The organism is Sunxiuqinia indica (genome assembly GCF_009847015.1).
GTDB lineage: Bacteria > Bacteroidota > Bacteroidia > Bacteroidales > Prolixibacteraceae > Sunxiuqinia > Sunxiuqinia indica.
The window spans coordinates 130,310-150,841 of sequence record NZ_WVEM01000009.1 but is presented as its reverse complement, the minus strand read 5'-3'; the positions used below and the strand labels follow the sequence as shown (position 1 = coordinate 150,841).

Sequence of the window (20,532 nt, the reverse complement as noted above, 5' to 3'; positions counted from 1 at the left end):
TGTAGTGTCATCTTTTATATTTGTGCCGTTGATTAATTCAGGGAATAATCAATAGCTTGTTTGTGTTGAAAAGATTGAAAGAAAGAAATGATTTATCATTATCTAAAATTAAAACACATGAAAAGGTCTATTTCTTTAATTTTGTTATTTTGTTCAGTATCAATTGGATTTGCTCAGTCGAAAGGTGAGTTGGGAGTATACGGAGAAGGAGGGCTCTTTATGCCTACTGAAGCTACTCTCGTCCCCTCCAAGTCCAACGGGTTAGTTGTTGGTGCAGGGATTTATTATTCCAAGCCGATTCTCGAAAAATTGGCAGTGTCGCTTGGGCTGGGCTACCGATACAAAGAAAATGGGAAGAAGATTTGGATGCCTGATCTTGATCAGATGGAACTTCCAGGTGATTTCTATTCCGGTGGTTATGGAGGATATGGTTACTCGCCCTATAGTCCATACGGATATGGCGGATACGGATATCATTATCCTGGTGAAACAATTTCTCCGGAAGATTATGTTTTGACCCGGCAACAAATTACAATTCCTCAAAAGTCCTTGACTGTCCCGCTTAAATTCAAATATTTTGTTGAGAAAGCTTTTTTTATTGAAACGGGAATTGAGGCAGAATGGCTGCTAAATTATTCAACTGTATCCAGAAAACCTGACTTTAGCTGGTTGCTTGGCTTTGGTTATAAAAAGCAAGATTTGCAATTGTCGTTGAGTTATGTCCAAGGATTCGAAGATCAGTATATGGGCGAGTCAACTGTTGGTAATTGGCTGACAAGCCAGACCGTGAGAAACAGAATGTTATTACTTAACATCTCTTATCCTTTATGGAAGAGATAACAATACTCCCTTTTTTTAGGGATGTTCAGAAACTGCAGACTAGTTTTTTCTATGGGCTCTGGGATTACCTTTCCCGGGGCCTTTTTTATTGAATTTACGTTTGCCTTGTCCTCGTGTTGACACTTTCCATTCCGGTCCTTCGCCCAACTCAGGGGGGAGAGGAGCTTTGTACACTTCAGCTTCTATTAAAGACTCAATTTGCTGAAATTTATACATGTCATCTTCATTAATCATGGTCAGGGCAATTCCCGTGGTATTGGCTCTTGCCGTACGTCCGATACGGTGGACATAATCTTCGGCATCTCCAGGTACATCGTAGTTGATAACCAGGTTGATGTCTTTAATATCGATTCCACGGCTCATAACATCGGTTGCCACCAAAATACGAATCTGCCGCGCTTTGAAACGCATCAGCACATCTTCACGATCTTTCTGTTCCAAGTCAGAAGAAATACCGGCTGTACTAAACCCTTTTTTCTTTAGCGAACGTGCGATTTCGGCAACTTTTCTCTTTGTTGAACTGAAAATAAGGATACTTGGACAGTCATCTTTCCCCTCGATCAATTGCTCAATCAAGGGTGTCTTTTGCTTTTCGTGGCACAAGTAGGCTGCCTGCAAAACACCTTCGGCAGGCTTACTAATGGCCGTGCTGAATTCTTTGGGAGAGGTCAGGATTTTTGAGGCCAATGAACGAATCTTATTAGGCATCGTCGCGCTGTACATCAGTGTTTGACGTTTCTCCGGGAGGTTGCTGAATATTTTAATGATGTCGTCATGAAAACCGATGTCGAGCATCCGGTCAGCTTCATCCAACACAACAAACTCAACATTGTCGAGCTTGGCAATGCCATTGTCAATAAACGAAATAAGTTTTCCCGGAGTGGCAACAATGATGTCAACTCCTTTATTCAGGGCTTGTCGCTGGTTTTCCCATTCGCTACCATCGCCACCTCCATACAGTGCGATCGAAGTTATTCCGAGGTAGTAGGCAAATCCTTGTACCTGCTGTTCAATTTGGATCGCCAGTTCGCGTGTTGGAGCAATCATCAAGGCTCTTGTTTTTCCTTCGGGGAGATCCTCAATTTTATCTAAAATTGGTAAGATAAAGGCAGCCGTTTTACCGGTTCCGGTTTGTGCGCAGGCTACTAAGTCGTGCCCTTCCAGTATGATTGGAATTGTGCTTTCCTGAATGGCCGTGGGTTCATCAAAACCCATGTCATACAGGGCATCTAAAATGTCATCGTGTAAATCAAACTCGTCAAATTTCATAAAATATACAGGAATGTATTTCTAACTACCAGAGAAGTAAAGCTTACCTTTTGAGAAAGATGCTTATCCAGTTTCATTCAACACAAAAGTAATATTTTTTTATTGGAAAGCAGACTTTGTCCAATTCTTCGTTTTTTATTGAGCCGGAATGTTAAATCCGTTGGAGAAGAGATTGCTTCAACTATTTGCTTACCACCCCATGAACACAATGCCAACGCCACTAATTGTTATAATTAGTCCGGCGATTAAATGCAGGTACCGTTCATGTTTTTTGAAACGCACGAGCGAAGTTCCTTTATGCCCCAGATAAACCGCCAAAAGCATTGTGCCAATGGTTGCGATGCCAAAAATGATTGCTACCGTTAACATACCAATTGTGCTATGTTCGTAGGCCGGAAAAATCAACATTGGAATAAGTACTTCGCACGGACCAAATACAAAAATAAGAAACAGGATCCATGGTGTTAATTTTACATTGTCTTCGGTTTGCTCTTCAGTTGGCAGGTGTTGAAGGTCTCGAATTCGTTTAGGAAGAAGAAATGACGGAAGATGAACGTGGTGCAGACTTTTTATGTATTTGTAGATTCCGTAAATGCTATAGCCAACACCAAAGGCAATTAACAACCAACCTACCATTTCGCCTCTTAAGCTTTCGAACGACTTCAGTTTGTTGAGGCTAATACCGAGGGCAATGCCAATAAATCCAATCAAAACAGAACTGCCAACATGTCCAATCCCGGAGATAAAAGTGATCCACATGGTTTTTTGGCTCGACCATTGCCGGGCTTTGCTCAGCACAATGAATGGCAGGTAATGATCAGGACCTAAAATGGTATGAATAAAACCGAGTGACGCTGCAGATATGGATAGTAGATATAGTTCTTGCATTGCTTTTAGCTTAGTTTGTTAATGAGTGAGGCCTGGCAGGCTGCTCCGTAGCCATTATCAATATTCACGACACTTACACCGCTGGCGCAACTGTTGAGCATGGATAGCAAGGCGGATAGTCCCTGGAAATTAGCTCCGTAACCAATGCTTGTAGGGACACCAATAACCGGTTTGTTAACCAATCCGCCAACAACGCTTGCCAATGCACCTTCCATGCCGGCAACCACAATAATTACCCGGGCATTTCGAATGACCTCCAGTCGGTTAAAAAACCGGTGAATTCCGGCCACGCCAACATCGTAAACTTTCTCAACCCGATTTCCCAGAAATTGGGCCGTCTCCACGGCTTCTTCGGCAACCGGCATGTCTGATGTTCCGGCCGCAACCACGACGATGTAGCCATCGGTAAGTTGTTCTTCTGTTTTTTTATAAGTGATGGTTTTTGCCATCTCATTATACTGCGCTTCGGGAATCAGTTTTTTTACGGCTGCAAACATCTCCGAAGTCGCGCGGGTGGCTAACACGTCGATGCCTTTTTGGAGCATTCGCTCTGCAATTTGGCTGACCTGTTCCACGGTTTTACCGCTGGCGTAAATCACTTCGGGTAGGCCGGTTCTTGTTAAACGGTCGGTATCGATAGTGGCAAATCCCATTTCTTCAATTCCGCGATCCGGAAATTGTTCCAAGGCGTCAGTCAGGCTTATTTCGCCATTCTTATATTTTTCCAGCAGTTCCTTTGGACTCATGATTCTACTTGCTTGTTAACTTCTTTTTCTATTTCTGAAATGCTAAGCTGGTGTTGAATCGCCAGCTTTTTGCAATCGTCAAACTCGGGTTTGGTGCGAACCAGTTTGCCATTGTAAAAGCTTTGCTTTATTCGAACAGCTCCATAGCTGGTTTCTATTGTCGATTCTTCGCGACGAAGCATATTTTTTGTTACCCGGTATTCGCGTATGCCAATTGAAGTGCTGAATGTGAAAATCAATCCTTTCAATTTTTCTCTCAATTCCTCTTTGCAAAGAACTGAAAGCTGCACGGCAGGCCGCGACTTTTTCATGATCATCGGTACCAGCCAGGCATCACTTGCTCCAGCTTCGAATAGTTGCTCCAGTAGAAAGTCATAGTGCTCCGGGTTCATGTCGTCAATGTTACTTTCCAGAACAATGGCTTCTTCATTGGTCACATCTGTTACTGAAGTAGCATCTTCGAGCAGGTAAACACGCAGTACGTTCGGAACTTCACTGTCGCGGTTTCCAATTCCGTAAGCTGTTTTAGTAATTGGCAAGCTGATTTGCCCGGTGAACTCATCGACCGTTGCTACCAGAATTGCCGCTCCGGTAGGCGTGGTTGCTTCGTGGTTTACCAATCCTGTTTTCACCGGAATCCCTTTTACAATCTCGGCAGTTGCCGGTGCCGGAACAGGCATAATCCCGTGGGCGCATTTTACGGTTCCACCACCTAGTTGAATGGGCGATGCCATGACTTTGTCAACTTTCAGGTACTCCAAGCAGATGGCTGCACCAACAATGTCGGCAATTGAATCGAGTGCGCCTACTTCGTGAAAGTGAACTTTTTCTTTCGATATATTGTGCACTTTGGCTTCGGCAACAGCTACCAGGTCGAAAATTTTGAGTGCGTTCGTTTTGACTGATTCTGACAGCGAGCTGTTGTTGACAATTTCTTCGACATGACGCAGGTGACGATGTTTTTCGTTTTCCTGATTTTCAATAATCACATCGGCTTTGGTTCCGGTTATTCCTCGTCTCTGGTCGGTTTTAATTTCGAGGTGAAAGCCATCGATATTCAGTTTTTCCAATTCTGTTTTTAGGTAATCGGCATCCACTCCCAGGTCAATTAACGCACCCAGATTCATGTCGCCGCTGATCCCTGCAAAACAGTCGTAGTATAGAATTTTCATTGTTTCTTATTTTGATTTATGAATTCCTTGTAGAGCCCGATTTAGCTTGCCGGAAACCAATCCTTCGCGGTCAATTTCTACATCCTTAAAACCAAGGGTTTTTATTTTTTCAACTACCTCGTTTTCAATTGCCAATAACTTCTCTAACTCCGCCTTTTGAGCTTCTACTTTTGCGTATGATTCATAATGCCGTACACGCACATCGCTAAAGCCCAGTTCGTTCAATAAATTTTCGGCCGCTTCAACTTGTTGTAGCTTTTCTTTGGTGATGTGATGATTGTATGGAATGCGCGAGCTTAAACAAGGGCTTGCCGGTTTGTCCCAGTTGGGCAACTCAAAGTGTTTAGCAATTTGCCGGAGTTCGTCTTTGTTCAGTTGGCAATCGACCATGGGCGACAAAACCTGATAATTGGCTGCGGCTTGTAACCCCGGTCTGTAATCGCCCAAATCATCATTGTTGGTGCCATTTAAAACATCAAAATCAGGATGTTTTTCTTTCACCTGTTGCAAGTCGTGAAACAAATGTTCTTTGCAAAAAAAACAGCGATTTTCAGGGTTCTTATTATAGCGTAAATCTGCCAGTTCTTCTGTTTTAATAACTTCAAGCTGAATGTCGAAATCTTCACAAAACGTTTGAGCCAGCTGAAAATCTTTTGCTTTTAAACTCTCCGAGTTGGAGATCACCCCAATAGTGTTTTCTTTCCCCTGGAATTTACGAGCCAGAAAAAGTACCAAGGTCGAGTCAATTCCTCCTGAAAAAGCGACAATGGAGCCTTTTCGCTTCGAGTACCATGCCTGTAGCTGGTCTAGTTTATGTTGAAGATGTGGTTCTAATATTTTCATATTTGTTGTATTTCGAAATAAAGTAGCACTTTCGTTTTGAATGATGACATGTTTTAATCTGCCCGGCTCATGGTCAATTTACCATGTTGCATGCCTTTAATCGTGATCAGTTTATCGGCCAGTTCGGTTAGTCGGCTGGCCACGCCTTTTATCGCAACAATTTCCATGTGTTTCGATTTATCCAGGATCAATCGTTGGGTTGAAAGAATTTCCTGGTGATAGTTTTCAAGTACGTCAGCCAGTTGAATCAGTATTTCCCGGCGGTTTGGGTCGTATACCAGGGTTACAGAGCCCGCCACATAGTTGTTGCACTGCCACTTCTTTTCTACAATGTTCCGGCTAATTAATTGGCGGATTGCTTGCGATCGGTTGGCAAACTGATTTTCCCTGGCATATTGGTCTAATGCATCAAGAAGATCTTTTTCTAGTGAAACGCCGAAGCGAGATACTGTCATGGTAACACCTTTTAATAAAATAGTAACATCAATAACAAAACTACAAAAAAGAAGGTCATTTGGTTCGATTTACGGATAGAATTTGTCGGTGATTTTGGACTGGCTCAATTCTATCAGGTTAAGGGAGTGGTGTTTGTGAAAAATCAATTATATTTGTGGCCATTATTAACGACGTGTTCTTGATAACCACGTAAAAAACAAGAGATCATGAGAAATAAAGTTTCTGTTTTATTCCTGTTGGCAGGCGTGCTTTTTGCATCCTGCCTGTTAATTTCCAACATTCTTGCATCAAAAATTATTATGATTGGCCCATGGTCAGCTCCGGCGGGCGTGCTGATTTTTCCTTTGGCTTATATTATCAATGATGTGATTGCTGAAGTTTGGGGATACGCTAAAGCCCGGCTAATTATTTGGGCCGGATTTGGAGTCAATTTGTTAGCTGCCTTGTTTTTCATGCTGGCTATTCAGCTTCCGGCAGCTCCATTTTACCAGTCGCAGGAGGCTTTTCAAACTATTTTAGGGAGTTCTACTCGAATAGTGTTTGCCAGTTTGATGGCTTATATGGTGGGCTCGTTCCTGAATGCCTATGTGATGAGTCGATTTAAGTTAATGACGAAAGGGAAAAATTTCTCGCTCCGAGCCATCGTGTCAACCTTGGCCGGTGAAGGTGCTGATTCTCTCATCTTTATATGCATCGCCTTTGTCGGTATTTTTCCTCTGCCAGTTATTCTCGGCATGATTGTGACGCAGGCTCTATTAAAAACAGTGTACGAAATACTTGTACTTCCGCTAACCTATGTGGTTGTTACGAAAGTAAAATCAATTGAAGGAATTGACACCTTTGATGAGAATGTTTCATACAATCCATTTCGACTAAAACAAGTGTAATGAGTAAAGCATTGGTTGTTTTTTCGGGTGGGCAGGATTCGACAACTTGTTTGCACTGGGCCAAACAAAAATTTGATGATGTTGAGGCTATTTCATTCGATTATGGACAGAAACATCGCTTGGAGTTGGATGTTGCTTCAATAATAGCTCATAAAGCAGCTGTGCCTTTCCATGTTTTCAAGTTGGACTTGTTGGGCAGTATTACCAATAATGCGCTAACAAATCCTGATGTGGAGGTGGAACAGGACAAACCGGCCGATCGTCCGCCAAACACCTTGGTTGAAGGCCGTAATATGCTTTTCCTGACATACGCTGCTGTGTTTGCCAAGTCGAAGGGAATTCAGAACCTGGTAACCGGAGTGGGGCAGGCTGATTACAGCGGATATCCTGACTGTAGAGATGAATTTATTCGCTCACTGAATCAGACACTGAACTTGTCAATGGCATACAAGTACGAAATTCATACCCCTTTGATGTGGAAAAACAAGGAGCAAGTTTGGCAACTATCAGATGAGTTGGGGGTTTTTGATATGGTTAGAAATGAAACACTGACCTGCTATAATGGAATGATTGGTGATGGCTGCGGTCATTGCCCGGCTTGTAAGTTGCGTAAAAATGGTTTGTATGCTTATTTGGCTAAACGTAGTAATAAATGATTGTATTTGGCGGTTGAAATTTAAAACAATGGATGACTTAAAACACCTTGGGAGTAATACCAATTACGGGTTTAATTATAATCCGGAATTGTTGGAGGCATTTGATAATAAGCACCCGGAGAATGACTACTGGGTGAAGTTTAATGCCCCCGAATTTACCAGCTTATGCCCCATAACCGGGCAGCCCGATTTTGCAACAATTTACATCAGTTACCTGCCCGGCCAGAAAATGGTGGAAAGTAAGTCTCTAAAATTGTACTTGTTTAGTTTTCGTAATCACGGCGATTTTCACGAGGATTGCATCAACATCATCATGAAAGATTTAATCAAACTGATGGATCCAAAATACATTGAAGTATGGGGCAAGTTCCTGCCACGTGGCGGAATCAGTATCGATCCGTATGCAAACTATGGAAAGCCGGGAAGCAAGTATGAAGAACTGGCTTGGTATCGCATGCAAAATCATGATTTAAACCCCGAAAAAATTGATAATAGATAATTGTGCGCTTGATTGAGTTGAAATTAGAGGGGCTGTCCGGTGGAAAAAATGGATAGCCCCTTCTCATTTTAAGGTCACGAACCTATTTGATATTTTCGGTTTTGCTTCTATTACAAATCGTTAAAGACTCGAAACTTTACACTAAATCATTCGCACTCCTTAATCAGATCAACACATGCCACTCACCTGCAGGAGCTATTCTTTGGCGTCAGGCAGCTCTAATCATGCGACTTAATGCATTGTGGGCAGTGTGTTATATATAGGTCTCTTCCAATAACACATTGAAATCCTCGTCGAATACTTGACATTGGTTCGTCAATCACAGGGGTGAGTTCGTACATAAAAACGGGTAGTTCATGAGTTGGAGGAGCGGTTTTTAAATGTTAAGTGGCAGGAGAACGGAGAGTAATTTAGATTGAATCTGAATAAATTGGGGTGTTGGGGATTTCAATCCCCCGACTTTATATTTTTATTCCGTTATAAAATCTTCACTCTATTTAGCAGACCGGAATCCGCTACACGAGGAAAAAAGATTTGGAATAATCTAAAATAGTTTATGATTCTTCTTAATTTTAAACAAAAAAGCTAGTTATGGAAAAACATATTAATATTGTTGCAGCGATACAGATTGGGTTTAGTATTTTCGGACTTGTTATTGCGGCTCTGATTTATTTTGTTCTGAATATTGCGGGCAATCTTTCCGGAGATCAGGAAGCCAATTTTATTCTGAACATCATCGCAAATTCGCTCACCGTATTTTTTATCGTTTTATCTCTTCCGGGTATTCTGGGGGGCATTGGATTGTTAAAACGAAAAGAGTGGGCGCGTATTTTAGTATTGATCGTATCGGTATTGCAGCTGTTTAATTTCCCACTGGGAACAGCAGTTGGTGCCTACTCCATTTGGGCGTTGGTCCAGCCTGAAGTTGTAGCCGAATTCAACAAAGCAAAAACGAACTAAACCGTTGAGCAGTAAAGTAGCCAAACATATCATTGTTAGCGGGCGAGTTCAGGGAGTTGGATTCCGGTATTTTGTCAATCAAAAAGCAAAGGAATGCCAACTAACCGGTTGGGTGAAAAATCTGCCAAACGGCACCGTTGAAATTGAGCTTGAAGGTGACGAAAAAGATTTGGCCTGCTTTGTCGATTACCTCAAGGCTGGAAATGGTTATAGCCGGACTGATCAGCTTCACCAAAGTGAAATAGAGCCAGGCAACTACACAAATTTTTCGATTCAATATTAAAATGACAAAAAAGAACTACCATATGAGCCCCGCCCAGTTCAGGGAGGAGGGCAAAAAAATGATTGACTGGATTGCTGATTATTACGAACAGGTAGAAAACTACCCGGTTTTATCGCAAGTTGAGCCGGGCGATATTCGCAAAGACCTGCCCAATGCAGCACCCGCTCAAGGTGAAAGCTTTGATGCGATGATGCAGGATGTGGAGCAACTGATTATGCCCGGCATTACCCATTGGCAATCACCCAACTTTTTTGCCTATTTCCCGGCCAATACTTCCGGGCCTTCAATTCTTGGCGAGTTGCTCTCGGCAGGGCTTGGCGTGCAAGGCATGCTTTGGGCAACCAGCCCGGCTTGCACCGAACTGGAGAGTCAGGTCATGGATTGGCTGGTGGATATGATGGATTTACCTCAGTATTTTAAAACTACCCAAAATGGAGGTGGGGTGATTCAGGATACCGCATCAAATGCGTTGTTGACAGCCATGCTTTGTGCTCGCGAAATGAAAACGAATTTCGAAACGAATCGAATTGGAGGCTGTCCCAAAATTGTGGCCTACATTTCGTCGCAAACCCATTCTTCGGCCGAGAAAGACATTAAAGTTATTGGTGTTGGCACGCAAAACCTTCGGACAATTGAGGTTGATGAAAACTTTGCGATGATTCCGGAGAAACTCGAAGCGCAAATCAGGAAAGATCTAGAGGAAGGATACATTCCGTTTTTTGTTTGTGGAACAATTGGTACCACTTCCTCCAATGCTGTTGATCCAATCCGGGAGATTGGAGAAATATGCCGCCGATACGATATCTGGATGCATGTAGATGCAGCCATGGCCGGATCAGCTTCTGTCTGCCCGGAACAACGGACTGCATTTGATGGGCTGGAGTTGGCTAAAAGCTATGCCTTTAATCCACACAAGTGGATGTTTACTAATTTCGATTGCGACTGCTTTTTTGTGTCTGATAAATCAGTGCTCATAAAAACACTTAGTGTTTTGCCGGAGTACCTGAAAAACGAAGCAACCGCAACTGGTGCTGTGATTGATTATCGCGATTGGCATCTTCAGTTGGGACGTCGGTTTCGTGCATTGAAACTTTGGTTTGTCATCCGACATTATGGCGTTGAAGGATTGCAGTATCATATTCGGGAACATATTCGTTTAGCCGGAGAATTTAGTAAATGGGTAAACGAATCAAACGACTTTGAGTTACTCAATGAGCCGCCTTTTAACTTGGTTTGCTTCCGGCATAAAAATAATGATGCATTCAATAAAAAGCTCATCCATAGCCTGAACACGAGCGGCAAAATCTACCTGACACATACCGTATTAAATGGACAATTTTGGCTGCGTATGAGCATCGGACAAACACAGACTGAGCTGAAGCATGTGCAGGATGCCTGGCGACTGATCGGCGAAAAATCACAAAGCATCAGTTAGCTCTTCTCTCGACATCAAAAAAAATGGCCCTTCACAATTTGTGAAAGGCCAAAATTGTTTTCATGGCTTTTGCTGCCTTTATAATGCCTGAGCAACGGCATCGGCTAACGAAGTCGTTGGCCGACCAATCAAATTAGAAAGCTGTTTGCCATCATCAAATAAATCGCCTTTTGAGGCACCTGTATCCCAGCTGGCAATTGCAGTTGCGAAAAATTCGGGCAAGCCAAAACTTTTTAGCACTTCAGCATATTCTGCTTCCGGTAGATTTTTGTAAGGAATATCTTTTCCGGTTTGGCGTGAAATTTCAGCCGCCAGGTCAGTTAAAGTATACGCTTCATCACCGGCCAGCTCATATACGTTGCCTTCGTGTCCTTTCTCGGTTAAAACCACAGCAGCTGCCTCGGCGAAATCAGCACGAGTTGCCGACGATATTTTACCATCACCGGCACTGCCTACAAATGCACCACCTGCCAACGCTCCCGCAATCGACCCGGTATAATTCTCCGAATACCATCCATTACGCAAAATAGTATAGGCTATGCCGGAAGCCTTCAGTGCGTCCTCGGTTGCCAGGTGTTCATCTGCCAAATTCAACGACGACGTATCAGCGTGCAGCAAACTGGTGTAAACAATCCATTTCACTCCTGCTGCCTTTGCTGCTTCAATTACGTTGGAATGCTGCTCGGCGCGTTTACCAATTTCACTACTTGAAATCAGTAACAACTGCTCAATTCCCCCCAAAGGATCGACCAGCGTATCCGGCTTCGAGTAATCGAATGCTCGGGCTTCAACACCAAGGTTTTCGGCTTTTTCAGGCGTGCGCACCAACGCTACAATTTCATCACTATTCACTTTACTTTTTAGTTTCTCAACCACAATTTGGCCTAACTGGCCTGTTGCTCCTGTAATTCCTATTTTCATACAATCTAATTTTAATTTCTGTTTGCTTTACAATAGTTCTTTAGTTACTTTTGGTGACTCAAAGATATTTAGTTAGTATGTTATAAACAAGAACGTACAAATACCTCAGATAGTTACTCGAAAGTTAGATAAGCTAATTATCAATTGATTATGGACAAGAAAGAATTGACAAAATATAGTAATGCAGAGCAATGCCCTGTTCGGAATGTTGTTGATCGAATTGGAGACAAGTGGTCATTGCTGGTTTTACTGCTACTGGAAGAAGGCGAAGTGATGCGCTTTATGGAAATCCAGAAAGCCATTGAAACCATTTCGCAAAAAATGTTAACCGTAACGCTGAAAGCACTTGAGGCTGACGGGCTGGTTGAACGTACCGTTTACCCGCAAATACCGCCAAAGGTTGAATATAAATTGACCGAACGAGGAAAAAGTCTGTTGCCGCATTTGCATGGGCTCGTAACGTGGGCCGTTGAGAATATGAACAACATCAGGGAATCGAGAAAGCAGTTTGCCTCCTAATTGGGTAAAAACGTTTTATCTCGTCATAAAACCAAGCCAGCGAGATCAATTATTTTGAGGGAATATTCAAATAGAGAATTGAAATAATATTGCTCTGATTTTCTATTGAATGAGCTGTGTTTGATTTTGTAAAAAAGATTAAATATCTCGTATTAATAATCTATTTGTTTGATTGTTGTTTGTTAAATTATCTGATTGTCGTATGTTTATTTCGTTTGGAGTATAAATGTCACATCTTAAATGTCGTTATATTTGCGTCTTTATTAATATAAACTTTAGAAAACATGTCAAAGGAAATAGTTTTTGATTTATTGGACAAAGGCGCCGAGGATAGGCAATTTCGTATTAAGTACGACAATGCGTTTACAATGGAAAAATTTGTAGAACTGGCTAAAGAAGATGGCTTCGAATTTACAGTAGATGACTTAAAGGCAGCTCTGCGCGAAAACGGTGATTCGTTTGATTCATACGGCAATCCACCTAAAAAGGGAATTTGGGTATAAGCGGATTGCATAATTTACTTTTTTGAAGTTGCTTAATCAACAGAACAACTAAAACCAACCTTCAATTTTACAAATAGTGCCATGCATCTGATCGTTGTCGGATGCGTGGCACTTTTTTATCAGACGACAGGAGGTGAGGACAGCTGGCTCCGTTGGAGTGGAATACGAACCAATTGTAACTTAATATCCTTTCAATTCAGTATAAGCATCTTTTAACTTCTGAAAATCATAAAATGTTGGATGAACAGCATTCAGATATTTCAAGATTTTAAAGGCGTTGAAATATTGAAAGAAACGCTTTTGGAATGTTTGTAAGGAGCCGCTGTTTCGGCGAATTTCAGCTAAGTCGTCTGAAAAGTGATCCTCTGTCAAAAACTGCTGAACAGATGCCGGAAGCTTGAATGATTCCAGTTCAGACTCGTACAATTCAGGGACCAAATCAAATAGCTGCTTCAGATCAAGAAAGGCTTGAAAGGCATAAGTTTTGCTAAGGCTCTTGTCTCCATCCAGCCATTTCTGGATACTGGGGCCGGTACCAAAAGGCACCCGGTTCGACAGCCGCGCGGACGGATAAACGCAGGTTGTGTTTAATTCTGAAATCGGTACCATTGCGGTGAGTTTGTGCAAAAAATAAAAATCTTCGCCAGCTTGTCTTCTGTTCATTCCGCCCTGTTTTACATAGGCATCAGCGCAAACGGCAAAGGCCGAACCAACCGTGTAAATAGCATGTGGAAAGCCGGATAAAGCCATGGCTTTTTTATAATAGTGCAGGTAATCTTCGTACAACTGCATTCCTTCAATATGCAGCGGATCGACCAACTCATCCACCCGATGCTTGAATTTTATGGTTGTGCCAATTTCGTTTTTTGTGCTTGCGAAGTGATTTTCAATTTCAACAAAATAGTTCGGCTGCACCAAAGTATCTGCGTCCAAAGAGATGATCAGTCCATCCGGTTTCTCAAGGCTTGCAAAACGGCGAATAGCTTCATCCATTCCGGTTTTTCTTGCCAGACCAGCTCCGGCATGCTTCTTTCGAAATGGCTCCGGCACCAACACATGGAGATCGAAAAGTGCCGTCGGGTTTTCAGTCTTCCACTGCTTCAGTTCCAGGATCGTTCGTTTATTTTGCACTTCTACGTTTTCCGGGCTTTTCTCTGATTGGTTAACCACAACCAACACCTCAACATTTTGCAGTGGTCTTTCGCAGGCTGCCAGCGATTCTATTGTTTCCACAACTGCCGGTTCGTCATAGCATGGAATTACGACAACCATTCCAAGCTGCGAAGAAGGCCGATCTATAATAAAAGCCGGGTAATTTATATTGCGTTGAAGGTATCGGCTGGCAAAACTCATACACGAAAGTTAGGGATAAAAAAAATCCGGACAAAGCCCGGATTTCATAGGTATCGTTAAGCGAAATTAATTCTTCTCATTATAAATAGCATTCATGGCAGTCAACACTTCTTTAGTAATGTTATGTGCCTCATCGCCAATCAGAATTTCACCGGCATTAAAAATATAACTGTATTTTTTGTCAGCATTGAATTTCTCCAGGTAACTCATCAAACTATCAATCAGTTGTTGGTTGTTTGCTGCTTGCATTTCCTGCAATTTGGCCGATAATTCCTGATCAAGAGTCAAAATTTCCTGTTCTTCACTCATTAGTCGGTCACGTTCCTGAACGGCACGATCCTGGGTTAAAAAACCACCTCGTTGAACTTTTTCCTGAAATTCGGCTGCACGTTTTTCAAATGAAGACCGCTTCTCAGCATATTCTTTGGTGTATGCTTCTTGATTTTTAGTAAACTCTTCGTGAAGTTTTTGTGCCAAGTCGTAATTCAAAATCAACGAATCAACTTTTACATAAGCAATCTTCAAATCAGAACCAGATGATGGGCTTGTTGAATTTCCAGTCACTCCTTCATTTGAAGTTTTTCCACTAAAATGAATCACATAGATTCCAATTAAGGCAACGGCTAAAACCAGGTTTACGATCAATGAAGTATTTTTCATTTGCTAATTATTAGTTTTTATTTCTTCAAAAAAAACAAACAAATGCTCTGTTGCCTTCGAAAAATCCCTTTTTCAGTAATCGGCCGAGTCAACTTGTAAGTTTCAAATAGTTAGTATCTCAAATAATTTCGACCAAAAATAAAAATTTAATATCAGGAATAAAGCTTTAATTGAATATTTTTTTGATGGTGTGCCTTTAATTTTTTCGAATAAAACCATGCGTAAAATCATGCTCTTTCGCTGATAAAGGTCATTGAACTCCAGTACTTCAAATGCGTATTTTTAAAAAGCAAACTAATCGATTTCAAAACTAGGTCAACCCATGTTTAATAAAGTAATTTCACGCATGCTTCCTTACATGCCCGAAAAGCTGGTCTGGATTTTTAGTAAACGCTACATTGCCGGCGAAACGATAACGGAAGCCATCGAAGCAGCACGCAAACTCAACGAACAAAAGATTGAGGTCACTATTGATTTACTTGGCGAATTTATAAGCAGTCTGGAGCAAGCTGAAGACAATAAAAATGAATACTTACAGATTATTGAACGATTCACGCGTGAAAATATCCAAGGTAATTTTTCCTTAAAACCGACCATGTTTGGTTTACTGATCGACCAGGAAGTTTGTTACCGTCACTTGAGAGAGATTGTCGGTAAAGCGGCTGAAAAGGATAGTTTTGTCCGCATTGATATGGAGGATTCGCAGTGTGTTGATGCAGAGCTAGTCTTATTTAAAAAGCTGAAAAAAGAATTCAGTGGTCATGTTGGCTTGGTTGTACAGGCCTATTTAAGACGAACTCTCGATGATTTGACTGACTTTAGTAACTTCCCATTAAACGGACACCCACTGAATTTTCGCCTGTGTAAGGGAATTTATGTGGAATCAGAACAGGTAGCTTTTAAAGAGTATCAGGAAGTAAGAACTCACTTTTTAGATGACCTGGAGTTTATGTTTCAGAATAAGATGTTTGCAGGAATTGCTACGCATGACAAATTCCTTGTTGACGAATCAATAAAACTGATTGAGAAATATCAGGTACCCAAATCAATGTATGAATTCCAGATGCTTTACGGCGTTACACCCGAGTTGCGAAATTCAATTGTTGCTGCTGGTCATCGGATGCGTGTTTATGTACCTTTCGGTAAACAATGGTTTAACTATTCAACCCGCCGCTTAAAGGAAAATCCGAAAATTGCCAGCCACATCATAAAAGCACTTTTTTTTAGGGGTTAATTATGAATGGAAAACAAGGGGTGGTTCAATCAAAATCGCCCCTTGCCATTTTTAGGAATTCCTGGGTATATGCTTAACTTCATATGCTCAATTCTCTATGGAGTTGCTTTTGACGCGTGAAAGGACATCTTGAGCAACTCTTTCTATTCCGAATACTTTAAACGATCAATTGGAGGGGCTAATTTTAGAAACTGAAAAGGATAAGGGAGAATATACCGAATTGATCAAATTAAGAAGTATAATTAAAAGCTCTCCACTTATCCTTTTCTTTTAAACGATAATTTCTTTCTATTATTACCCACTTTCCAAAAAGAAAAAGCATGTTTCTGATTTGTTTTGTATGTTTGCATAACAGAACAGAACACATTTAGCTTTTTCTACTATGAGCAAGTTTCATTTTCAGATTGACCAGACATCAAACCAACTGAAATTTCAACAATTAATTGACGCTGTAACGGAAGCCATTAGTAAAAACTTACTACAAGCCGGCGACATTTTGCCATCGGTCAATCAGTTGTGTAAAGAGAGTTCTTTATCGCGCGACACGGTTTTTAAGTCATATGCCGAGCTTAAAAACAGAGGCATTATCGAATCAGTGCCACATAAAGGTTACTTTGTAGCCAAGGCTACCACCAAAGTGTTTCTCTTTCTGGATACCTTTAAGGCATACAAAGAAGTTTTATACGGCTCGTTTTTAGAAAATCTTCCCGAAAACATTACAGTTGATCTTCACTTTCATCACTACAATATCAACGTGTTTGAAACGATTATCAAAGAAAGTATTGGAAAATATACCAAGTATATTGTCATGAATTTTGACCATGAGCGAGTGCCGGATGTCATCAAAAAAATTCCTGCTAATAAGTTACTGATCATCGACTGGAATGTGCATGTTTCAAAGCTGAACTCGTGCATTTATCAGGATTTTGGACAAACGCTGTACGACTCTTTCGAACATCATGTGAAACGGATAAAAAAGTACAAGCGTTTTGTGTATTCATATCCCGAATTCACTTATCATCCGAAAGAATCGCTTAACTATTTTGAATCGTTCTGTCGCGATTATAAGATGCCATTTCTCGTGATGGAAAAATCCAAAGAATTGGATGTTCAGCCGGGAGATCTTTATCTGATGGTTAGCGATCGGATGTTGGCGCGTTTTCTTGATCAGTGCGACCAAAAGCAATTTACACCAGGAACGGAAGCAGGTGTTATTTCATACAACGAAACACCAATGAAGAAATATGTCAAAGAAGGCGTAACCGTGATTTCTACTGATTTTGAATTAATGGGACGAAAGGCGGCCGAATTTGTTTCAACAGGAGAACAAGTAAATCTTCAAATCCCCACCAGGTTAATGGTGCGCAGCTCGTTATAAGGAATAGTGTTTTATAACACATTTCGAATGTTTTGAAATAGACTCAACTGCATCTAAATTTGCAAAGCATACCAGAACAGAACGGATAACTTTGGAAATACCAACAAATAAGCGAACAAGAATGTATTTACTTGGATTTGATATCGGCAGTTCATCTGTCAAAGTCTCATTAGTTGATGGCAAATCGGGAGCATGTGTTTCTTCATCATTCTACCCAAAACAAGAAATGAAAATTACCGCCAGGCAAACCGGTTGGGCAGAACAAGAGCCGGAGCAATGGTGGGAAAATCTAAAACTAGCCCTTCAGGAAGTGCTTGCCGAGTCAAAGGTTGCCCCGAAAGATATCGACTCAATTGGTATTTCGTACCAGATGCACGGTTTAGTGTTGGTTGATAAAAACCAACAGGTGATTCGCCCATCAATCATTTGGTGCGATAGCCGTGCTGCCACTATTGGTGATCAGGCATTAAAAGAGCTAGGCGAGGAAAAATGCCTGACTAGTCTGCTAAATTCACCAGGCAACTTTACCGCTTCAAAACTAAAGTGGGTGAAAGACAATGAGCCGGAACAGTACAGCCGAATTCACAAAATTATGCTTCCGGGTGATTACATTGCCATGAAATTGAGCGGTGAAATTAAGACTACTATGGGTGGTTTGTCCGAAGGTATTCTTTGGGATTTCCAGCAAAATGACGTTTCGAAGTTGGTGATGGATTATTACGGATTTGACGCTTCGTTCGTTCCGGAGATCGTTCCCACATTCTCAGTTCAGAGTGAGGTGAGCGAATTTGCAGCCAAAGAGCTTGGTTTGGCAAAAGGAACAAAAATAAGCTACCGTGCAGGAGATCAGCCCAACAACGCCTTATCGCTGAACGTACTAAATCCGGGAGAGATTGCTACAACAGCAGGAACATCGGGAGTTGTTTACGGTGTTAGCGAAGAAGTGGCCTACGATCCAAAATCGCGGGTAAATACCTTTGCCCACGTGAATCACTCTGCCGAATCGAACCGACTAGGAGTGTTGCTATGCATCAACGGAACCGGTATTTTAAATTCCTGGTTGAACAAGAATGTAGCAAACAGCGGGATCTCGTACGAAAAAATGAACGAGATGGCAGCTGAAGTTGCAATTGGTTCCGATGGATTGAGCATTTTGCCATTTGGAAATGGAGCTGAACGTGTACTAGAAAATAAAAACCCGGGAGCGACCTTGGCCGGAATCAACTTTAATATTCATAGCCAGGCTCATTTGTTTCGTGCCGCGCAAGAAGGCATTGTCTTCTCTTTTAAATATGGCATGGAAGTGATGGAGACCATCGGCATTAATGCCAACGTAATTCGCGCCGGGAAAGCCAACATGTTCCTTAGCCCAATCTTCAGGGAAACGCTGGCTGGAATTACCGGGGCCACGATCGAATTATACAATACTGATGGATCAGTTGGTGCTGCCCGCGGTGCCGGAATTGGTTCAGGCTATTATTCATCCTCAAAAGAAGCTTTTTCCAACTTAACGAAATTAGAGACAATAAAACCAGATGCGCAGCGGGCAGCAGCCTACCAGGCAGCTTACGAAAGCTGGAAAAAAGAACTCGGGAAAGCAATCAAATAAGAATTTATTGTTTGGGAAAAACATCCACCGAATACGATAAAATAAATTAATAACGAATTTAATAAATAAGACTATGACATTTTTCAAAGGCAACAAAGAGTACTTTTCAGGCATTGATAAAATCAAGTTTGAAGGACCGGGTTCAAGAAATCCACTGGCATTTAAATGGTATGACGAAAACCGTGTTGTTGGCGGTAAAACCATGAAGGAATATTTGCGTTTTGCGGTTGCCTACTGGCACACCTTCTGTGGTGATGGTGGCGATCCTTTTGGCCCCGGAACACATGTTTTTCCGTGGGATGGCGCGTCAGACAAACTTGATGCTGCGAAAGAGCGCATGGACGCCGCATTTGAATTTATTACAAAAGTAGGTGCTCCGTTCTATTGTTTCCACGACACTGACGTTGTTGGTGATGGAACAGTATTTGAAATTGAGCAACGATTGGCAAAAATGGTTGACGAAGCCAAAGCCCGTCAGGAAGCTACCGGGGTGAAATTACTTTGGGGAACAGCCAACGTGTTTTCTAACCCCCGTTATATGAATGGTGCTTCAACCAATCCTGATTTCAATGTATTGGCAAATGCATCGGTACAGGTTAAAAATGCCATTGACGCCACTATCGCTTTGGGTGGAACCGGTTATGTATTTTGGGGAGGACGAGAAGGTTACATGAGTTTGCTGAATACCAATACGAAAAAAGAACTGGAGCATATGGGGCAATTCTTGCGTACGGCACGCGACTACGGCCGCAAGCAAGGATTTAAAGGTACTTTCCTGGTTGAGCCAAAACCGATGGAGCCCACCAAGCACCAGTATGATTATGACACGCAAACAATCCTGGGCTTTCTGGAAAAGAATGGATTGGCCGACGATTTCAAAATTAACATTGAAGTAAATCACGCTACCTTGGCCGGGCACTCTTTTGCCCACGAATTGCGCATGGCTTCTGATGCCGGCATGCTGGGATCGATTGACGCCAACAAAGGGGACTATCAAAACGGATGGGATACTGACGAATTCCCAACTAATATTTACGAAACAACTGAAGCGATGCTGGAGATTATCAGCGCCGGAGGTTTCACTCATGGCGGAATTAACTTCGATGCTAAAACACGTCGTAATTCAACCGATTTGGAAGATATTTTTATTGCACATGTTTCAGGGATGGATACTTTTGCCCGGGGACTGGTTATTGCTGATGATATTCTGAAAAACTCAAATTACCTGGAACTTAGAAAACAGCGTTATGCTTCTTATAGCTCAGGAAAAGGTGCCGAATTTGAAGCCGGAAAATTATCAATGGAGGACTTGTACGCTGCTGCCAAAGAAGTTGGTGAACCCAAACAAATCAGCGGTAAGCAAGAGATGTTTGAACAACTCATTAACAGCTACATCTAATCGTTAATTGATGGATTTGTAA

The 20,532-nt window shown here is 41.8% G+C and carries 22 protein-coding genes; 13 read left to right on the top strand and 9 right to left on the bottom strand.

The features are described 5' to 3' along the window. The first annotated feature begins 117 nt into the window (after window positions 1–117). Window positions 118–840, top strand: coding sequence for a hypothetical protein (locus GR929_RS14485; protein ID WP_159520998.1), 723 nt, complete (start codon window positions 118–120; stop codon window positions 838–840). Window positions 841–879: 39 nt separating this feature from the next. On the opposite strand, the gene GR929_RS14480 is transcribed toward GR929_RS14485, so the two are convergent. The 6 genes from GR929_RS14480 to nikR form a co-directional block, all read right to left on the bottom strand. Further along, window positions 880–2,109 carry a DEAD/DEAH box helicase gene (locus GR929_RS14480; RefSeq protein WP_159520996.1) on the bottom strand — a complete coding sequence of 410 codons (1,230 nt, stop codon included), beginning with the start codon at window positions 2,107–2,109 and terminating at the stop codon, window positions 880–882. Between the two features lie 189 nt (window positions 2,110–2,298). After that, window positions 2,299–2,997: an urease accessory protein UreH domain-containing protein gene (locus GR929_RS14475; RefSeq protein ID WP_159520994.1), complete on the bottom strand. Its 699-nt coding sequence runs from the start codon at window positions 2,995–2,997 to the stop codon at window positions 2,299–2,301. A gap of 5 nt (window positions 2,998–3,002) precedes the next feature. After that, the gene (gene larB / locus GR929_RS14470) at window positions 3,003–3,743 is read right to left on the bottom strand and encodes a nickel pincer cofactor biosynthesis protein LarB (RefSeq protein WP_159520992.1); all 741 of its coding nucleotides are present in this window, start codon (window positions 3,741–3,743) and stop codon (window positions 3,003–3,005) included. Next, on the bottom strand, window positions 3,740–4,915 hold the full coding sequence (gene larC / locus GR929_RS14465) for a nickel pincer cofactor biosynthesis protein LarC (RefSeq protein WP_159520983.1): 1,176 nt from the start codon (window positions 4,913–4,915) through the stop codon (window positions 3,740–3,742). The genes larB and larC overlap by 4 nt, the downstream gene beginning before the upstream one ends. Window positions 4,916–4,921: 6 nt before the next feature. Further along, window positions 4,922–5,758: an ATP-dependent sacrificial sulfur transferase LarE gene (gene larE, locus GR929_RS14460; RefSeq protein WP_159520981.1), complete on the bottom strand. Its 837-nt coding sequence runs from the start codon at window positions 5,756–5,758 to the stop codon at window positions 4,922–4,924. Between the two features lie 53 nt (window positions 5,759–5,811). After that, entirely contained in the window at window positions 5,812–6,213 is a 402-nt protein-coding gene (nikR, locus tag GR929_RS14455) for a nickel-responsive transcriptional regulator NikR (RefSeq protein WP_159520980.1), read from the bottom strand. A 207-nt stretch (window positions 6,214–6,420) separates the two neighbouring features. On the opposite strand from nikR, the gene GR929_RS14450 reads away from it, so the two are divergent. From GR929_RS14450 to GR929_RS14425, 6 genes are all read left to right on the top strand, one after another. Continuing rightward, window positions 6,421–7,101 carry a queuosine precursor transporter gene (locus tag GR929_RS14450; protein WP_159520978.1) on the top strand — a complete coding sequence of 227 codons (681 nt, stop codon included), beginning with the start codon at window positions 6,421–6,423 and terminating at the stop codon, window positions 7,099–7,101. Then, a complete protein-coding gene (gene queC / locus GR929_RS14445; RefSeq protein WP_159520976.1) occupies window positions 7,101–7,757 on the top strand; it encodes a 7-cyano-7-deazaguanine synthase QueC in 657 nt (218 codons plus the stop codon). Before GR929_RS14450 ends, queC begins: the two co-directional genes overlap by 1 nt. A 28-nt stretch (window positions 7,758–7,785) precedes the next feature. Beyond that, entirely contained in the window at window positions 7,786–8,256 is a 471-nt protein-coding gene (queF, locus tag GR929_RS14440) for a preQ(1) synthase (protein WP_201301024.1), read from the top strand. A gap of 591 nt (window positions 8,257–8,847) precedes the next feature. Further along, complete coding sequence (locus tag GR929_RS14435) at window positions 8,848–9,216, top strand: hypothetical protein (protein WP_159520972.1); 369 nt, start codon at window positions 8,848–8,850, stop codon at window positions 9,214–9,216. Window positions 9,217–9,220: 4 nt separating this feature from the next. Then, on the top strand, window positions 9,221–9,499 hold the full coding sequence (locus GR929_RS14430) for an acylphosphatase (RefSeq protein WP_159520970.1): 279 nt from the start codon (window positions 9,221–9,223) through the stop codon (window positions 9,497–9,499). A 1-nt stretch (window position 9,500) separates the two neighbouring features. Next, window positions 9,501–10,934 (top strand): pyridoxal-dependent decarboxylase, encoded by a 1,434-nt coding sequence (locus tag GR929_RS14425; protein ID WP_201301023.1) that lies wholly within the window; start codon window positions 9,501–9,503, stop codon window positions 10,932–10,934. Window positions 10,935–11,012: 78 nt separating this feature from the next. Here the strand turns inward: GR929_RS14425 and GR929_RS14420 are convergent, their stop codons facing one another. Continuing rightward, a complete protein-coding gene (locus tag GR929_RS14420) occupies window positions 11,013–11,855 on the bottom strand; it encodes an SDR family oxidoreductase (protein WP_159520968.1) in 843 nt (280 codons plus the stop codon). 150 nt (window positions 11,856–12,005) lie between these two features. On the opposite strand from GR929_RS14420, the gene GR929_RS14415 reads away from it, so the two are divergent. After that, window positions 12,006–12,374 carry a winged helix-turn-helix transcriptional regulator gene (locus GR929_RS14415; protein WP_159520966.1) on the top strand — a complete coding sequence of 123 codons (369 nt, stop codon included), beginning with the start codon at window positions 12,006–12,008 and terminating at the stop codon, window positions 12,372–12,374. Window positions 12,375–12,658: 284 nt separating this feature from the next. Next, window positions 12,659–12,877, top strand: a complete 219-nt coding sequence (locus GR929_RS14410; protein ID WP_159520964.1) for a Nif11-like leader peptide family natural product precursor — start codon at window positions 12,659–12,661, stop codon at window positions 12,875–12,877. A 180-nt stretch (window positions 12,878–13,057) separates the two neighbouring features. Here the strand turns inward: GR929_RS14410 and GR929_RS14405 are convergent, their stop codons facing one another. Together GR929_RS14405 and GR929_RS14400 are read right to left on the bottom strand one after the other, a co-directional pair. Next, on the bottom strand, window positions 13,058–14,230 hold the full coding sequence (locus GR929_RS14405; RefSeq protein ID WP_159520962.1) for a glycosyltransferase family protein: 1,173 nt from the start codon (window positions 14,228–14,230) through the stop codon (window positions 13,058–13,060). A gap of 66 nt (window positions 14,231–14,296) precedes the next feature. Continuing rightward, entirely contained in the window at window positions 14,297–14,890 is a 594-nt protein-coding gene (locus GR929_RS14400) for an OmpH family outer membrane protein (RefSeq protein WP_159520960.1), read from the bottom strand. Between the two features lie 322 nt (window positions 14,891–15,212). Here GR929_RS14400 and GR929_RS14395 point away from each other — a divergent pair, with 322 nt between their 5' ends. From GR929_RS14395 to xylA, 4 genes are all read left to right on the top strand, one after another. Then, window positions 15,213–16,124 (top strand): proline dehydrogenase family protein, encoded by a 912-nt coding sequence (locus GR929_RS14395; RefSeq protein WP_159520958.1) that lies wholly within the window; start codon window positions 15,213–15,215, stop codon window positions 16,122–16,124. A gap of 382 nt (window positions 16,125–16,506) precedes the next feature. Beyond that, the gene (locus tag GR929_RS14390; RefSeq protein WP_159520957.1) at window positions 16,507–17,502 is read left to right on the top strand and encodes a GntR family transcriptional regulator; all 996 of its coding nucleotides are present in this window, start codon (window positions 16,507–16,509) and stop codon (window positions 17,500–17,502) included. Window positions 17,503–17,623: 121 nt separating this feature from the next. Next, window positions 17,624–19,111 carry a xylulokinase gene (locus GR929_RS14385; protein WP_159520956.1) on the top strand — a complete coding sequence of 496 codons (1,488 nt, stop codon included), beginning with the start codon at window positions 17,624–17,626 and terminating at the stop codon, window positions 19,109–19,111. A 73-nt stretch (window positions 19,112–19,184) separates the two neighbouring features. Next, complete coding sequence (gene xylA, locus GR929_RS14380; protein WP_159520955.1) at window positions 19,185–20,510, top strand: xylose isomerase; 1,326 nt, start codon at window positions 19,185–19,187, stop codon at window positions 20,508–20,510. The last annotated feature ends 22 nt before the right edge of the window (window positions 20,511–20,532 follow it).

Coding starts and splice junctions, on each gene's coding strand:
- GR929_RS14485 (WP_159520998.1), top strand. CDS start 118: ATGAAAAGGTCTATTTCTTTAATTTTGTTATTTTGTTCAGTATCAATT.
- GR929_RS14480 (WP_159520996.1), bottom strand. CDS start 2,109: ATGAAATTTGACGAGTTTGATTTACACGATGACATTTTAGATGCCCTG.
- GR929_RS14475 (WP_159520994.1), bottom strand. CDS start 2,997: ATGCAAGAACTATATCTACTATCCATATCTGCAGCGTCACTCGGTTTT.
- larB (WP_159520992.1), bottom strand. CDS start 3,743: ATGAGTCCAAAGGAACTGCTGGAAAAATATAAGAATGGCGAAATAAGC.
- larC (WP_159520983.1), bottom strand. CDS start 4,915: ATGAAAATTCTATACTACGACTGTTTTGCAGGGATCAGCGGCGACATG.
- larE (WP_159520981.1), bottom strand. CDS start 5,758: ATGAAAATATTAGAACCACATCTTCAACATAAACTAGACCAGCTACAG.
- nikR (WP_159520980.1), bottom strand. CDS start 6,213: ATGACAGTATCTCGCTTCGGCGTTTCACTAGAAAAAGATCTTCTTGAT.
- GR929_RS14450 (WP_159520978.1), top strand. CDS start 6,421: ATGAGAAATAAAGTTTCTGTTTTATTCCTGTTGGCAGGCGTGCTTTTT.
- queC (WP_159520976.1), top strand. CDS start 7,101: ATGAGTAAAGCATTGGTTGTTTTTTCGGGTGGGCAGGATTCGACAACT.
- queF (WP_201301024.1), top strand. CDS start 7,786: ATGGATGACTTAAAACACCTTGGGAGTAATACCAATTACGGGTTTAAT.
- GR929_RS14435 (WP_159520972.1), top strand. CDS start 8,848: ATGGAAAAACATATTAATATTGTTGCAGCGATACAGATTGGGTTTAGT.
- GR929_RS14425 (WP_201301023.1), top strand. CDS start 9,501: ATGACAAAAAAGAACTACCATATGAGCCCCGCCCAGTTCAGGGAGGAG.
- GR929_RS14420 (WP_159520968.1), bottom strand. CDS start 11,855: ATGAAAATAGGAATTACAGGAGCAACAGGCCAGTTAGGCCAAATTGTG.
- GR929_RS14415 (WP_159520966.1), top strand. CDS start 12,006: ATGGACAAGAAAGAATTGACAAAATATAGTAATGCAGAGCAATGCCCT.
- GR929_RS14410 (WP_159520964.1), top strand. CDS start 12,659: ATGTCAAAGGAAATAGTTTTTGATTTATTGGACAAAGGCGCCGAGGAT.
- GR929_RS14405 (WP_159520962.1), bottom strand. CDS start 14,230: ATGAGTTTTGCCAGCCGATACCTTCAACGCAATATAAATTACCCGGCT.
- GR929_RS14400 (WP_159520960.1), bottom strand. CDS start 14,890: ATGAAAAATACTTCATTGATCGTAAACCTGGTTTTAGCCGTTGCCTTA.
- GR929_RS14395 (WP_159520958.1), top strand. CDS start 15,213: ATGTTTAATAAAGTAATTTCACGCATGCTTCCTTACATGCCCGAAAAG.
- GR929_RS14390 (WP_159520957.1), top strand. CDS start 16,507: ATGAGCAAGTTTCATTTTCAGATTGACCAGACATCAAACCAACTGAAA.
- GR929_RS14385 (WP_159520956.1), top strand. CDS start 17,624: ATGTATTTACTTGGATTTGATATCGGCAGTTCATCTGTCAAAGTCTCA.
- xylA (WP_159520955.1), top strand. CDS start 19,185: ATGACATTTTTCAAAGGCAACAAAGAGTACTTTTCAGGCATTGATAAA.